The sequence below is a fragment of the Yersinia canariae genome, from assembly GCF_009831415.1.
Lineage (GTDB): Bacteria > Pseudomonadota > Gammaproteobacteria > Enterobacterales > Enterobacteriaceae > Yersinia > Yersinia canariae.
The window spans coordinates 2862855-2876448 of sequence record NZ_CP043727.1 but is presented as its reverse complement, the minus strand read 5'-3'; the positions used below and the strand labels follow the sequence as shown (position 1 = coordinate 2876448).

The following is a 13594-nucleotide window of genomic DNA, read 5'->3' as shown; positions in this document are numbered from 1 at the left end:
AGCCTCACAGGTTAATGGAGGGTTTGTGGCTCTGGCTTTCTTTTTCGGTATTCAGGTTTTGTTTATGTTCAAACGAAAGCAGGTCGATATATTGCTTTTTCGCGGGTATATGGAATAGTTTGGTTGCCTTCGCCAGATCATTCTGGGTGAAAACAAAACCAACAAATTGGGGGAGGTTAAGCAACATGTTGCTGTCTATATAATATCGTTCAGCCTGACGGATCATCCTGTCCGTTTCCATCTTCTCCGTCAGGGAGATATCCGTTTTCACTTTCCTCATTTCATCGTCTACCAGAATAGAACCGGTCATCCTTGCCACCCAGTCAGCAGTGTCCGGATCGCGAAGTCGATAAACCAGCATAAACTTGCAGTTCTCAATCACCGAACCGGCTACGGCATCTCCCTCCAGATCTGCCGGACAGTCATATAAATCTTTTACCGACTGGTGGGCCATGATGATATGCACACCTTTGTCCCTTGCCGCACCAAGCCCCTCAAGTGCAGGGCGGGAAAGGTGATACTTAAGTTCATCAAGGAAAATAGCTATCGGACGAGGTTTGCCTTTTATCCGGTCTCGTGTTTCGGCTATCTGAATCAGACGGGTTAAAATCATGCGCTGAGCCGAGATGATTTTCTGGTTACGCATCGAGCCAATGATGTAGCAGCATCCGCCTTCATCAAAAATGGTCCTTAAGGAAAATCCGTTCCGGGCGTTAATGGAATTGACTAATGCGATTTCCTCAAGCTCTCCATAAAAAGCAGGCACATCTTCACTGAGGGATTTCACAAAGTCAGTATTAAATAAGTCGCGTAACGTCATTCCCTTTTCATAAATAGCTGCCGTATTTCTGGCTGCGCGGCGATCGGCGATACGGTAAAAATCAGCACCTTCGCCTTTTTTACCCAGGCTGAAACCGGCATTAAACAGCTCCTCCAGTTGTTCATGAGAAATATCAGCCAGTAAATCAAGCTGAAAATTAAGGTCATTCAGGTTAATAAGAACAAATTGTTTTCCTGCTTTCTAGCAGGCTTCCCGCAGAACATGTGGTGCCCACTCATCATTTTTGGGATCTTCGACAAATACGCCTTCACCTGAAAGTATTGCCTGATAAAGCAGGACACTGGCACTGACTCCTTTACCAGAGCCTGTGGTGCCGATAAGGTCGGCGTGCTGAGTTTGAAATTCTTCGTGGGTGATATATTGCGGCTGATCATCTTTATCCAGCCCGATAAAAATGCCTTTATTCAGGTCAATATAATCCAGCGGATTATACGCAATGCTGTCAGGTAACATGTCTCTGATTTCGCGAACATCCGTTCTGACATTTCTTTCCAGTTTACTTTTTTTAATCATCCGGTGTTTCAGACTGTCAATTTCTCCGGTCAGCAATCTTCGGGCTGTAATGTGAAAAGCCAGACCGGCAAGCGTAAATCCGACAGTCAATATCCAGAGTGATAATCTGAGCAGAATGTTATTGTCGAGTACTTTGAAGAAAAAACTCAGCCCCTGAATGGTCAGCGGTGACAGGGTGCCGAATATGAAAAAGAAGGTGGATACACCCGCCACCGATTTTAACCAGAAGGGGGCGTTTTTTCTTTCTTCACGTGGCAGATGAAAGATAAATGGCAGCGTCAGCCCGGCCAATATGGACAGTATTACCGGGTTGTGTTGCAGCCACAGCAGAAAAAAAGAAAAGGCATCCGAAAAGGCATTAAGCCTTTGCATCAGATGAGTTCCCATTGCAGTGATCTCCGTTCTGATTTCGGTGTGACGGACGCATCACATGGGCGTCACCGATGGACGTTAAACCCCACGCCCATACGCGACGCCTATTGATGACGCCCATAAAAGGATGAAAAGCACTGAACGTCTCCGACGCTCATGCCCATGATCCGCGCTTTCAGAAAACAGCCGACGCGTGGTCGTCGGTCCCCTGAAACGCCCGAATGACGGGCAACGGCGTGTGACATTACGCTCGGGCTGGACGCTCTCACTGCATGTCACATGGGGGTAATGTCGTGGCTGGACGCCGCGCCAAAACCCCCAGGGTCAACGGCGGCACACCGTCGCACGCTACGCGCGACCAACCCCTTTAAGACGCGCGTTTCGCCTGTTTTTTCTCGCAAGCTCCAAAAAACGGGAACGCTGCTTTAAAGGGGTTGGTCGCGCCTGATCGGTCATATTCCCCGCTGGGGCGGAAAATATGACCTGGCTTGACGGTGTGCGGGGCAAGCCCCCCAAATAAACCGCTGTCGTGGGCGACAGCTTTTCGCTCGCTGGGGCGGCGAAATTTATTCGGCTCCCCCAGCCTGCTCAATTCGCTTTGGGCGAATGTTCGCAGATGGGCGCGGTGCCTGAAAATTAACAATTCCTGCGAAATAGATCCGGTGCTCCTTGTCCAGAATATCGCCAGACAATATTCGTCCGGATATCTGTGTGGGTAACGATGCTGCTTCGAGCAGCATTGACCGGACCGCACTCCATTCAAATTCTGCTTTAAGGCGTACGCTGCCTGTTTCGTCGATAAGCCAGTTAACTATTTCGGAATGTCTTTGCTCCATGACCCTTACCGCACTGCGCATGACCTCTGCGCGTTCCGAAGGTAGCGTTCGTGCCCAATCAGGTTGGGATTTACTTGCCGCCAGGAAAGCAGAGTCGACGTCAACAACTGACGCAAGGGAGATTTCCGTTAGCAGTTTTTGGTCGTAGGGGTTATAGACGCGCAGTAAGTTTGACTGTCCATTACGCCATTGACCATTAATTAATAACTCAGCGAATGAATACTCTGCAGATGAATATTTAGATGTATTAAGGCTCATTTATTTTCTCTCAGTTAAATATGTCTGGGTATTTTGGGTGCTATTTACGCCATTTAATGACCGTCACCAGTAATCCACTGGAAACAATTAAAAGGCCCAGTACCTGCATTACAGTGGGGATATCACCTGTCAAAGGAATACCGATCAATATAGCCGCGCCAGGGGCTAAGGCGGGGAACAGCGCTGCACGGCTGGCACCTAATAAATTAACCGCGCGGGAGAAACAGAACAGAGCAACAACGCCGGAAAGAATACCTTGTACTACGACCTGTTCTATAACCAGCCACAATGGGACATTTTGTAGGCGCTGAACAGAAGCGAATATCAGCCAGAGTGGGGTATATATTAATGCCGACAATACCGAGACTACTGCAGTTGCTGCCAGCGCATTAACCTGCCAACGGCGCATCAATATACTGAACAGTGCCCACATTGCACCCGCGCAAGCGAACAAAATGTCACCACGCCAGGCTGACGATCCGGCCTGAAACAGGGTCGGCCCGGCAGTCACAATCAGACCGCAGACAAGGATCAACACCCCAGCCCCGCGTTGTAAACCTAATGGTTCTTTTAGTAGGCAGGTTGCCAGCACAACCGTCAGTAATGTCAGTGTACCAAGCTGGATTACTGCACCATGGGCCAACGGGGCGAACAGGTAACCACTGGCTCCCACCATGACAAACGCCGGTCCCGCAAGAAAAGACAAGAGCAGGCCCTGTGGCCAGCCGATGCCAGCGAGCGAGGATATCTTCTGACGAAGTAGCCACGGCAACAGGATTAACCCGGCACTCAGATAACGAAGAAATGCCAGGTCGGCCGCCTGCAATCCTGCACCAATCCCCTGACGTGAAACAGCGATAAATGCTCCCCAGATAGCCGCCGTTATAAGCCCGAAGCCGATTCCAGCAAGGCCTTTCCGTGAATGTTCAGACTGGCGAAAAACCGATAACATCGGGTTCATGTGCAGCGCCTTCATTGAAAATCAGTCGACAAGGAAAGCGTTTCCCATTCACTGAATTCACGTTGTAATAACGCCATTTTTTCTTTTACCAGCCGGACTGCGTCACTTCCAAGGAGAAGGTGCATAGGCGGATTATCCGAATCAATTAACGTCAGCATAACCTGTGCAGCTTTAATGGGATTTCCCAATTGCTTGCCACTGACTTCCTGACGACGCTGGCGTAACGGTTCGAATACTGCATCATAATCGCGAATGCTGCGTTCAGCCCGAACCATAGAGCGTCCAGCCCAGTCGGTACGAAAAGCACCGGGTTCGATTGCTGTTACATAGATGCCGAGATCTCTTACTTCTTTCGCCAGACTTTCAGATATACCCTCAAGAGCGAATTTGCTGCCGTGATAGATACCCAGCCCAGGCAGAGTTATCATTCCACCCATCGACGTGATATTAAGAATATGTCCGCGCCCACGCTGACGCATATACGGTAAAGTGGCTTGTATCATAGCGACAGCGCCAAAAACGTTAACATCGAATTGACGACGTACCTGATCCAGTGATGTTTCTTCCAGAATACCTTCCAGCCCGTAACCCGCATTATTGACCAGTACATCAATGTGGCCGATTTCTCGTTCAATTGATGCCACCACTCGCTGTGGCTCTCCATCATGTGTGACATCAAGGATCCTTGCAAAGGCAGAATCTGAATTCAGAGCTTCAAAATCAATTTTATCCTGTTGATTTCGCACGGTTCCAACGACTCGGAAACCTTGCTGTAACGCTTCTTCAGCCAGTGCGCGACCAAATCCGGAAGATACGCCAGTAATTAAAAGTGTTTTAGCGGAGTGATCCATAAATGTTGCCTCGTTTGATATAACTTGGATAAGGCAGGCACTTTAATCTACTCGTCTGGAATTGATAATATGTCTAATACTGTCTGGGCTTTGAAGCAAAACTTACTAATCATAATGAGACTTTGTGGATAATGTGAAGTGCCGGATAATATTCACAGCGTTGAAAACGTTATGATGGAACAAGTCACTAAGCAACCTATGAGTATAAGCCGGGAATACTTTGTGAATATTTATTGTGCGTAAAATAGTCGCTAAATATAACGCAGAGGTTAATATTAGTGAGAAAACCCACACATAACGATATAAATATTTTTTCTGACTATTGCTGCCTGCCAAAATATACGTTAGTCGGCAAAAGAGTTGGGTGTGACACCGTCATCATTAAGCCATTTTTTTGCGTAATACAGTTTGCTTATTTTGATTTCATTTAGGATCTCCTTTCACTGAGAGTTTAGTCTCCAGGAAACACGGTGCGGTTCATTTTTATTAGCGTGTGGACGCGGAGTTAACTTATTCAATGTGTGGGCGATTCCCCCTTTTACTTAAGGGCCTGGTACCCACGTTGAATTATGGCGAGATCTTCTGGTGAGAGATTACAGGTGAGTAAGGACCGAATTCTGATTTAAGCGTGACTTGGGTAATCTGGCGTTAAAATCGTTACTGCCATGATAGCCAATAGCCGCAATGACTACGCTTGTGAGATTCTGATCTTGCAGAAATAGTGCGGAATCCATTTTATCACGATAGAATCCTTCAATCGGCGTGGCGTCAAGCCCCATTCCTGCCGCGCCCAGCAGCAGGAAACCCAGTGATAGATAAGCCTGACGAGCCATCCATGCCCGCTGCTCATCCAGAGAACTGTTGTTCAATCCTACAAAGAAACGACGCCCCTCATCCTGGTTTTTTTCATTTTGTTCAGTTGCAAAGCGACCATCGATTTTCTCCTGGGCAAGGACGGCGTTTAAATGCGTTTCTGTTATTTCCTTGTACGTAGAGAACACGATAACCATTGCCGAGTTCATAATTTTACTGATATTAGGTTCAGTCATTGCAGGAATAATCCGTTGTCTGGCTTCGTCTGAACTGAGCGCAAAAAAGTGCCACGGTTGTGAATTAACTGACGAAGGACTGAATCGCAGCAGATCAAAAATCTGTTGTTCTTGCTCTGCGGTGAGCTTCCTGCTGCTGTCATAAGCTTTGGTGGCATAGCGCGTGTGGATAATCTTATCGATGTTCATTTGAGTTCCTTGCTACCTTTTATGGCATACCATTGAGTTAGAAATTGGTTGCTTTACTTAAAGAATATGTTTCTGGTTGCTGTAAACAGCATGGCGTAATGCAAGTGGAAAATCTCCCGTCATCCCGGATACCGCTGTATTTGTCAGAGCAACGACGGACAGTTTTGCTGTCGGATCTACCCAAAAGTTTGTCCCATATACACCAGCCCAGTTCCAACTGCCTGCATTCATGGGCAGTTTTGCTGCCTGTGGGTCCAACAGTACAGACACGCCGAGTCCCCAGCCAAAACCAGGCCCCGCATTGGTGGCGAGTGTGCCGATGGCATTGGTGGTGAGCGCGTTGACAGATGCTTTTTTCAATAGGGGAGCACCACCCTGTCTTAATGCTTCCAAAAGGCGCAAATAATCTTCGGCATTTCCCACCATCCCTACACCTCCAGAGGGGTAAGTATCAGCATGGAATACCCTGGATGGCGCATAAATTATCTGGTTACCGAAGAATGGCAAGGTAAAGGGATCGCTCATTCGCACTGGCTGGGGATCGCCGTCTCCGTAGGGAATGGCGAGGGGATCTTGTAAGCTGGCCACAAATCTCATACTGCTCAACCCCAGTGGCTGCGTGACGCGCCGGGCAACGGCTTCAGGCAGAGACAGTCCGGTGGCGCGTTCTATTATCGCCCCCAGTACATCGGTTGAAAGAGAGTAGTGCCATGCGGAGCCTGGGGTAAAAAGCAAGGGAGCCATTGACAGGCGACGCAGGTTTTCCTCTAAAGAGATACCGCTGTTGTCCAAACCATCTGAGATCCCCAGACGCCGGTAATCTCCGCCATCCTGGCCGGACAAAAAACCATAACTCAGACCGGAGGTATGCGTCATCAGATGACGTAGCGTAATTTTCGGTCGCTGGCCAGTTGCCAGCGCAGGGCGAAAATAGGGTAACCAGCGGCTGACGGGGTCGTCCAGATGCATCAATCCTTCTTCAATGAGGGAGAGGGCGGCGATGGACACAACAAGCTTGGTCATTGAAGCGATTCTGAAGAGATCTGCAGACTGCACAAAGCGATGCGTTTCCCGGTCAGCGAAGCCCGCAGTGCGTTGATATACAACCTTACCCTCCAGGGCAATTATCAGGGATACGCCCACCAGACGGTTGGCCTGAATGGCATTATCAATGACCCGATCGACTGCGCTGGCAGGCGCCCAGCTCTTTATCTGCGGCATCAGCCCCTGAGTCGCATTTCCTCGTGGGCTGATTGCGCTGGTAAGCGCCGCGCCAGCGACGCCGGTCAGTAGTGTACGTCGGGAAATCGGAAACGCTGTGATGAAGGGGGGATGCTTGGAAGACATGCGACCTCGTTGTTTTGATGTTTATCACAATGGCTCACAGGATATACTTCCTCTTTAAAGGTGATAATCTACAACCTGCTTGAATCAGTTATTCCTCAGAGTGTGAAATAATGTTGGATCGGATCACCAGTATGAACGTGTTTACTCGTGCGGCACGGGTGGGGAGTATTTCCGCTGCGGCGCGGACACTGAATCTCTCGGCCTCAATGGCAACAAAACATCTGGATGCGTTGGAAGCCAAACTGGGCGTACGATTGTTTCAACGTAGCACGCGTAAGTTGAGCCTTACGGAAGCAGGGCAACAATACTTACAAGCGCTTAACCGCCTCTTACCGGAACTGGAAGAGGTGGAAAATAGGCTGGCTTCCCTGCGCGTAGAAGCGACAGGGATACTGCGTCTGAACGCTCCCCTTTCATTTGGCGCACGCTATATTGCTCCATTAATAGGCGAATTCCACCGCCAGCATCCGGATGTCATCGTGGAATTGGGGCTAAATGATCGCGTTGTCGATCTGATTGAGGAGGGGTGGGACTTAACCATCCGAACCGGGCCGCTTGCGGATAGTCGTCTGGTATCCCGACAGTTGGCAGACTGCCGAATGGTGATTTGTGCGGCACCGTCGTACTGGCACCGGGCGGGGACCCCGCAGGTTCCTGCTGATTTGTGCCATCATAATTGCCTGGGATCGATGATTTCCAGCATTGCCGGTATTGATGAATGGCGCTTTGGCAGCAAGCTAAACCATAAGGTCGCGGTGAGCGGCGCATTAAGAGCCAATAATGGGGATGCCTTGCTGGCGGCGGCAGTGGCGGGTCTTGGTGTCATCTATGAGCCAGAGTTTATTGTTGCTGATGCCCTGACTCGGGGGGAACTGGAACGTGTTGAATTAGGCTCGGAACCGGTTTTGCTCGGCGGCATTCATCTGGTGTATTCCACACGGCAGGCGTTTCCCGCCAAAATGCGTGTAATGACCACTTTCCTGGTTGATGCTTTCCGGGAGCATTGTCCGTGGGATACCCGTAAAATTAATTCCCGTCAGCGACCAGACTAGTGAATTTACCTGAACGGGTTACGGCTCAATAACAATTCGTCGAATCAGGTCACCTTCGGTGTAGAACTGAATAAGCCCGTGACCCGTAAACTTATCGCTTTTGACATCCATCATTACGGCCTGTCCAGATAAACCATCGCGCTCAACGGCGATGACCGAGATAATGTGCATCCTGGCATTTACCCCAATATTATCAGTGGCATTCCATGCCAGCAGGCCTTTCTCTCCCTGATAGTAATGCCCCCAGTCAGTGATATCCGCATCAGGAGTAAACTGAGCAAGATAGGCTGTAGTATCATGGCTATTCGTTGCGTTGATAAAGTTTTTCACAGGGATGGCAAGGGGGAGATTCATCGTATTATTATCCGGAAAGTGAGTCCTGGTACTCTGCCCACAGGCACCGAGCAGCAGGGTAGCGAGTAGTATCAAAGAATACCTGATGGAAGCACGGCAATTTTCATTCGTTCTGCGGTAATCTTTCATGATGGGTTATTTGCCCGCGAGCCAAAATGTGACAATGACCGGCGGCAACAATATCAGTAGAAAAATCGGCAGTTCTTCCGTGAAACTATAGCCAGCCCTGGTGATGCCAAAGACCATATTGGCTGATGTCAGGCCGAACCACAGCGCGAAAAACAGGAGAGAAAATGTGCTGGAGGCAGGGGGATAAACCGGTATAAACAATCGAACCAGTAAACGGCATAGACCTGCCAGCACAAAACCGACGACCAGGAATTGCAAGGTACGCATAGTCAGTATTTCCATTGCAGAAGGGTAATTGACCGGAGTTTCCGGCCAACTCGCCAGGTTATGGATATCTACGGGGAGTTAATAAATCGCCTAATCCGATACGCTGTAAAAACTCTTTTCGGATGCGATCGGCCACCGCGCTGACGACGACGGCACCATCATCCGATGGGTCAACATGTAATCTGAACGGGCGTTTTCCATAAGGTGCGTTGACGATATCAACCATGGCTGCCGCAACGTCAGCAACATCCGCATCCTCTGGTTCGCACGCAGCCAGACCCCGCAATGCAGCTTCGCCAAGACCTTCGGTTGGTCCGGTTGCGGTATATTCGTTTTCGCGTTCCGTATCAGCGGGTTTGCCGGAATGCAGGAAGTGATTGGTGCCTTTGGTGAACGCGCCTGGCACGATAATAGAGGTTTCGATCCCCCAACGCGCCAGTTCTGCCGCATAACTGACCGCCACGGCATCCATCGCCGCCTTTGCTGCGAAGTAGGGGGCCAGATACGGCGGAGTGCCACCGCGTGTGCTACTGCTGCCCACCCACAGTAATAGTCCTTTGCCTTGTTTACGCAGTTGCGGCAGCGCGGCGCGGTTCACCCGCTGTGTGCCCAGTACGTTGATGTCATAAAGCTGAGCGAACTGTTCGGGAAGGAAGGCTTCTGTTGGCCCGTATACCATATGCCCTGCATTATGGACGACGACATCCAGGCGACCTTCCTGATCGATAATGTGTGTGACAGCCGAATCGGCAGAATCCTGGGACTGGACATCCAGTTCGACGGTACGCAAATCGACATTATGCCGTGTGGCGTACTCCTGCGCGCTCTGTACCTGCGGTGCATTTCGGCCCGTAATATCGCGCATACTGGCATAGACAATGTGGCCCGCATGCGCAAGGGCACGGGCGGTCAGCGCGCCGAAACCGCTGGAGGCGCCAGTGATCAGAATGACGTGTTGCATGATGTACTCCTGAATGGCGGACTGTGAGGCTATCCGCACATATGTTGAATTACGCGAAGCCGCCGTTAACCCGAATGACCTGAGCGTTGATCCAGCGACCATCCGGCCCGACCAGAGAGGCAACTGCACTGGCAATCTCTTCTGGGGTGCCGATGCGTTCCAGCGGTGCCAGTTTTGCGATGGCGCTGATTTGCTCTTCGCTCTTGCCACTGAAAAACAGCTCGGTACCGGTAGGTCCCGGGGCGACAGCATTGACGGTGATATTGCGGCCGCGCAGTTCGTTCGCCAGCACCGGTACCAGCCCTTCGACACCCGCCTTGGACGCAATATAGGGGCCGTAAGCCGGGAAGGATTTTGCAATCACGCTGGTGGACAGGGCGACAATACGTCCGCCTTCGTCGACAGTTTCCGCCGCGTGAGCCAGTACCAGGAAGGCACCGCGCAGATTGGTGTGGATAACGCGGTCGAAGTCGGCGATCCCGGCCGGGGTGATTTTGGTCATCGGCATAATCCCGGCACTGTGTACCACCACATCCAGGCGACCAGTGACTGCTTTGGCTTCGTTGAACAAACGACTGACATCGGCTTCGCTGGCGACATCAGCCTGTATGGCAACGGCATTACCGCCTTTTGACGCGATATCCTGCACGGCCTGCTGTGCGGCACTGGCGTTACCTGCATAGTTAATGATGACGGTGAAACCATCCTGAGCCAGACGTTCAGCAATGGCGCGGCCGATACCACGGGATGCGCCGGTAACCAGGGCTGTTTTGTTTATTTTGTTCATTGTCGTCTCCGAGGGGATTTATCCGTGTAAGCACGGGGTGTGGTAAATATTAATATTTTCTGGAGAGAGATAAAGGGGGGTATTTTGATATGATAATTCCATTATCATTAATAATTGATTGAACAAAAGGTGTGCAAATGGATAAATTTGACACGTTGCTGCTCTTCACTCGTATCGTGGAACTGGAAAGCTTTAGCCTCGCGGCGGATCAGTTGGGGGTACCCAGAGCGACAGCGAGCAATGCGATAAAAGCGCTGGAAAAAAGCCTGGAGTGCCGGTTACTGGAACGAACCACCCGCCATGTCAGAACGTCTCTGGACGGAAAAGCGTTTTATGAGCGCTGCGTGCATATCCTCTCAGAACTGGACGATGCCGAGTCTTCTCTTCGTCATACATTAGTACGGCCGCGGGGTATTTTGCGTGTTGAACTGCAGGGTGCCCACGCGACGCGAATTGTATTGCCGAGAATTGATGAGTTCCATCACCACTACCCGGATATTGAACTGGTTATCAGTAGTGGAGATCGACTGGTAGACCTGGTTCGTGAAGGCGTTGATTGTGCCGTTCGCGCTGGCAAACTGCATGATTCATCACTGGTCGCACGCCATTTAGCCTCCATGCCACAAGTCATCTGTGCCAGTCCGGAGTATCTGCAGCGACACGGCAGTCCGCTTTCACCAGACGATCTGATGTCGCATCAGTGTGTGAATTTTTTCTCTTCCAGCAGGGGGACAAATTATCCGATTGAACTCATTGTTAATGGCAAAAAGCAGAGTTATCAACCCAAAGGGTGGGTGACGGTGAATGATTCGGAAAACTATGTCATTTGTGCGCTTCGCGGCGGAGGGTTGGTACAACTGCCTCGCTATCACGTTGCGAATGCGCTGGAAGAGGGGCGTCTGGTAGCAGTGCTGAGTGGCTGGCAAAGCCCGGCAATGTCACTTTCGGCTCTCTATCCGCAACACCGGCAGTTATCACCTCGTGTCCGGGTGTTTGTCGACTGGTTGATTTCCCTTTATAAAGGGCATTTTCCTGAAGAGAACCCATAAGAATGTAAAATCCCGGGTACTGATTGATGTTCTCACGAAAAAGATAAAAATTACGGGTTGTCAGTGCGGTCCCAATAGGGGGGGGGAACCAAATCGTTCACTGAGAAAATCCACGAAAGCGCGGACTTTTTTTGATGTCCGGCGATTAGGAAGAAAGACCGCCGAAATTGCCCCATCGGCTCCGCCCGGATTGGCTTCCCACTCCGGTAACAGCACGCGAAGACGGCCGGACTCAATATCTGAACCGACCAGCCAGCTTGGCATCAATGCCAGTCCCATACCACCGATAGCCGCTTCACGAATAACTTCTGAGTTATTCGCACGCAGGTTGCCGCTAACGCATATTGTTTCTGTTGACGGGCCAGCAAAAGACCAGCGATTGATGCCCGATCCATAGGCAAATGTCAGGCAGTTGTGAGAGGCCAATTCTGCCGGGGATTGGGGGACGCCATGCTCGCCAAGGTAATCTGGGGCGGCACAGATCAGTCGCTTATGCGGTGCGAGTTTACGGGCTATCACCCCGGGAGATTCAACAACGCCAAGACGGATCGTCATATCCAGACGCTGTTCAACCAGATCAACAATACTGTCTGTCATCGTGAGATCGAGCTGGATATCGGGATAGCGTCGCGAGAAGGCGGGTAAAATGGGAGCTATATGCAGTCTCGCGAAGGCAACGGGCAGGCTAATCCGCAGCAGGCCACGCGGTGGTCCAGATATTTCGCTTACATCGATATTGGCATTTTCCAGATCGGCAAGGATCCGTGTGGCATGTTCAAAGTAGCTTTCCCCGGAATGGGTCAGGGTCACATTACGAGTAGAGCGATTTAGCAGCAGTGTTCCGAGGCTATTTTCCAGCGCGTCGACCTGCCGGGTAATCGACGATGCTGCGACTCCCATTCTGCGGCTGGCAGATGAGAATCCCCCAGACTCCACGACCATAACAAACGCTTTTAACGCAGCAAACGTATCCATGAAGTATTTTTGCGTTTTATGCAACGCTCCTCCCGAGTTTTATCCGATTATCACATAGCGCATGGAGGACTACAATTCACCCAAGTTAATGTGAGGGTCAGTTATGTCTGTCTTAATCAATATCACGTCAGATTTCACTTGTCCGTGGTGCTATATCGGTACGATGCGATTATTGCGGGTAATTGACAGCTTATCGACCACATGCAATATCACCCTTCGCTGGTCGCCTTATGAAATGAATCCTGCAATTACCTTGGCAGGTGAAGATCGTAAAATTCGGCGCTCGCTTATTTTTGGTAGCTGGCGACGCGCACAGGAACTTGATGCCAGTTCACTTGCCGCAGGTTTACCCGATGGCGTGGTATTTAATTATGAAAAAATTCTTCGTATTCCGAATACTTTTTCAGCTCACCGACTTTCCTGGCTGGCGTGTAAAGAAGGACGTCAGCGCGAGATCGTAAGCTCGCTTTTTCGTCTGTATTTTGTCGGTGGTGAGGATATTGGTCAGTCATCCGTTCTGGCAACTATTGCAGAGAGTGCGGGCATTGGCAGAAAGAGAGCACTGGATTTTTTAGCCAGTGATGTCGGAAGTAATGACGTCAGGCGAGAGGAGCAGGATAGCGGTGTACAAGGTATTCGCGGTATTCCTTATTTTGATATTTCAGGGGTAACCTTTTCAGGGGCTCAGTCGCTGGAGACGCTGCGTCATGCTGTTATTACTGCTAACGATATGTCGGGTATTTATTTAACACCCGGTAAATCGGGTGGCTATATAGTGTAAACATGAATTAATCATCATGTAT

The 13594-nt window shown here is 50.3% G+C and carries 13 protein-coding genes and 1 pseudogene; 3 read left to right on the top strand and 11 right to left on the bottom strand.

Features of this window, described 5'->3' with window-relative positions; genetic code table 11:
* Window positions 1-4 precede the first annotated feature (4 nt).
* The 6 genes and pseudogenes from F0T03_RS13335 to F0T03_RS13310 form a co-directional block, all read right to left on the bottom strand.
* Window positions 5-1741 (bottom strand): annotated as a pseudogene (locus tag F0T03_RS13335) (type IV secretory system conjugative DNA transfer family protein).
* A gap of 551 nt (window positions 1742-2292) precedes the next feature.
* Window positions 2293-2820 (bottom strand): aldehyde dehydrogenase family protein, encoded by a 528-nt coding sequence (locus F0T03_RS21605; protein WP_159678869.1) that lies wholly within the window; start codon window positions 2818-2820, stop codon window positions 2293-2295.
* Window positions 2821-2860: 40 nt separating this feature from the next.
* Window positions 2861-3781 (bottom strand): DMT family transporter, encoded by a 921-nt coding sequence (locus F0T03_RS13325; protein ID WP_159678867.1) that lies wholly within the window; start codon window positions 3779-3781, stop codon window positions 2861-2863.
* An 11-nt stretch (window positions 3782-3792) separates the two neighbouring features.
* Window positions 3793-4632 carry an oxidoreductase gene (locus F0T03_RS13320; RefSeq protein WP_159678865.1) on the bottom strand — a complete coding sequence of 280 codons (840 nt, stop codon included), beginning with the start codon at window positions 4630-4632 and terminating at the stop codon, window positions 3793-3795.
* 593 nt (window positions 4633-5225) lie between these two features.
* Window positions 5226-5870, bottom strand: a complete 645-nt coding sequence (gene nfsB, locus F0T03_RS13315) for an oxygen-insensitive NAD(P)H nitroreductase (protein ID WP_159678863.1) — start codon at window positions 5868-5870, stop codon at window positions 5226-5228.
* 57 nt (window positions 5871-5927) lie between these two features.
* On the bottom strand, window positions 5928-7217 hold the full coding sequence (locus tag F0T03_RS13310) for a serine hydrolase domain-containing protein (RefSeq protein ID WP_246169898.1): 1290 nt from the start codon (window positions 7215-7217) through the stop codon (window positions 5928-5930).
* Between the two features lie 131 nt (window positions 7218-7348).
* Between F0T03_RS13310 and F0T03_RS13305 the strand changes: the two genes are divergently transcribed.
* Entirely contained in the window at window positions 7349-8269 is a 921-nt protein-coding gene (locus F0T03_RS13305) for a LysR family transcriptional regulator (RefSeq protein ID WP_208787080.1), read from the top strand.
* 18 nt (window positions 8270-8287) lie between these two features.
* On the opposite strand, the gene F0T03_RS13300 is transcribed toward F0T03_RS13305, so the two are convergent.
* The 4 genes from F0T03_RS13300 to F0T03_RS13285 all read right to left on the bottom strand — a co-directional run bounded on the left by F0T03_RS13300 (window position 8288) and on the right by F0T03_RS13285 (window position 10767).
* Window positions 8288-8623 (bottom strand): nuclear transport factor 2 family protein, encoded by a 336-nt coding sequence (locus tag F0T03_RS13300; RefSeq protein WP_159678858.1) that lies wholly within the window; start codon window positions 8621-8623, stop codon window positions 8288-8290.
* 135 nt (window positions 8624-8758) lie between these two features.
* The gene (locus tag F0T03_RS13295; protein ID WP_159678856.1) at window positions 8759-9019 is read right to left on the bottom strand and encodes a hypothetical protein; all 261 of its coding nucleotides are present in this window, start codon (window positions 9017-9019) and stop codon (window positions 8759-8761) included.
* 58 nt (window positions 9020-9077) lie between these two features.
* A complete protein-coding gene (locus F0T03_RS13290) occupies window positions 9078-9980 on the bottom strand; it encodes an SDR family NAD(P)-dependent oxidoreductase (protein ID WP_159678853.1) in 903 nt (300 codons plus the stop codon).
* A gap of 49 nt (window positions 9981-10029) precedes the next feature.
* Complete coding sequence (locus tag F0T03_RS13285) at window positions 10030-10767, bottom strand: SDR family oxidoreductase (protein ID WP_159678850.1); 738 nt, start codon at window positions 10765-10767, stop codon at window positions 10030-10032.
* 137 nt (window positions 10768-10904) lie between these two features.
* On the opposite strand from F0T03_RS13285, the gene F0T03_RS13280 reads away from it, so the two are divergent.
* Window positions 10905-11816: a LysR family transcriptional regulator gene (locus F0T03_RS13280; protein WP_159678847.1), complete on the top strand. Its 912-nt coding sequence runs from the start codon at window positions 10905-10907 to the stop codon at window positions 11814-11816.
* Window positions 11817-11876: 60 nt separating this feature from the next.
* Here F0T03_RS13280 and F0T03_RS13275 read toward each other — a convergent pair whose 3' ends face one another.
* Window positions 11877-12791 carry a LysR family transcriptional regulator gene (locus F0T03_RS13275; protein WP_159680871.1) on the bottom strand — a complete coding sequence of 305 codons (915 nt, stop codon included), beginning with the start codon at window positions 12789-12791 and terminating at the stop codon, window positions 11877-11879.
* Window positions 12792-12894: 103 nt separating this feature from the next.
* Between F0T03_RS13275 and F0T03_RS13270 the strand changes: the two genes are divergently transcribed.
* Window positions 12895-13572, top strand: coding sequence for a DsbA family oxidoreductase (locus F0T03_RS13270; RefSeq protein ID WP_159678844.1), 678 nt, complete (start codon window positions 12895-12897; stop codon window positions 13570-13572).
* Window positions 13573-13594 lie beyond the last annotated feature (22 nt).

Excerpts from the sequence above, each read along its gene's own strand:
- F0T03_RS13280 (WP_159678847.1), top strand. The coding sequence starts at position 10,905 with ATGGATAAATTTGACACGTTGCTGCTCTTCACTCGTATCGTGGAACTG.
- F0T03_RS21605 (WP_159678869.1), bottom strand. The coding sequence starts at position 2,820 with ATGAGCCTTAATACATCTAAATATTCATCTGCAGAGTATTCATTCGCT.
- F0T03_RS13305 (WP_208787080.1), top strand. The coding sequence starts at position 7,349 with ATGAACGTGTTTACTCGTGCGGCACGGGTGGGGAGTATTTCCGCTGCG.
- F0T03_RS13295 (WP_159678856.1), bottom strand. The coding sequence starts at position 9,019 with ATGCGTACCTTGCAATTCCTGGTCGTCGGTTTTGTGCTGGCAGGTCTA.
- F0T03_RS13270 (WP_159678844.1), top strand. The coding sequence starts at position 12,895 with ATGTCTGTCTTAATCAATATCACGTCAGATTTCACTTGTCCGTGGTGC.
- F0T03_RS13285 (WP_159678850.1), bottom strand. The coding sequence starts at position 10,767 with ATGAACAAAATAAACAAAACAGCCCTGGTTACCGGCGCATCCCGTGGT.
- F0T03_RS13275 (WP_159680871.1), bottom strand. The coding sequence starts at position 12,791 with ATGGATACGTTTGCTGCGTTAAAAGCGTTTGTTATGGTCGTGGAGTCT.
- nfsB (WP_159678863.1), bottom strand. The coding sequence starts at position 5,870 with ATGAACATCGATAAGATTATCCACACGCGCTATGCCACCAAAGCTTAT.
- F0T03_RS13310 (WP_246169898.1), bottom strand. The coding sequence starts at position 7,217 with ATGTCTTCCAAGCATCCCCCCTTCATCACAGCGTTTCCGATTTCCCGA.
- F0T03_RS13300 (WP_159678858.1), bottom strand. The coding sequence starts at position 8,623 with ATGAATCTCCCCCTTGCCATCCCTGTGAAAAACTTTATCAACGCAACG.
- F0T03_RS13325 (WP_159678867.1), bottom strand. The coding sequence starts at position 3,781 with ATGAACCCGATGTTATCGGTTTTTCGCCAGTCTGAACATTCACGGAAA.
- F0T03_RS13320 (WP_159678865.1), bottom strand. The coding sequence starts at position 4,632 with ATGGATCACTCCGCTAAAACACTTTTAATTACTGGCGTATCTTCCGGA.
- F0T03_RS13290 (WP_159678853.1), bottom strand. The coding sequence starts at position 9,980 with ATGCAACACGTCATTCTGATCACTGGCGCCTCCAGCGGTTTCGGCGCG.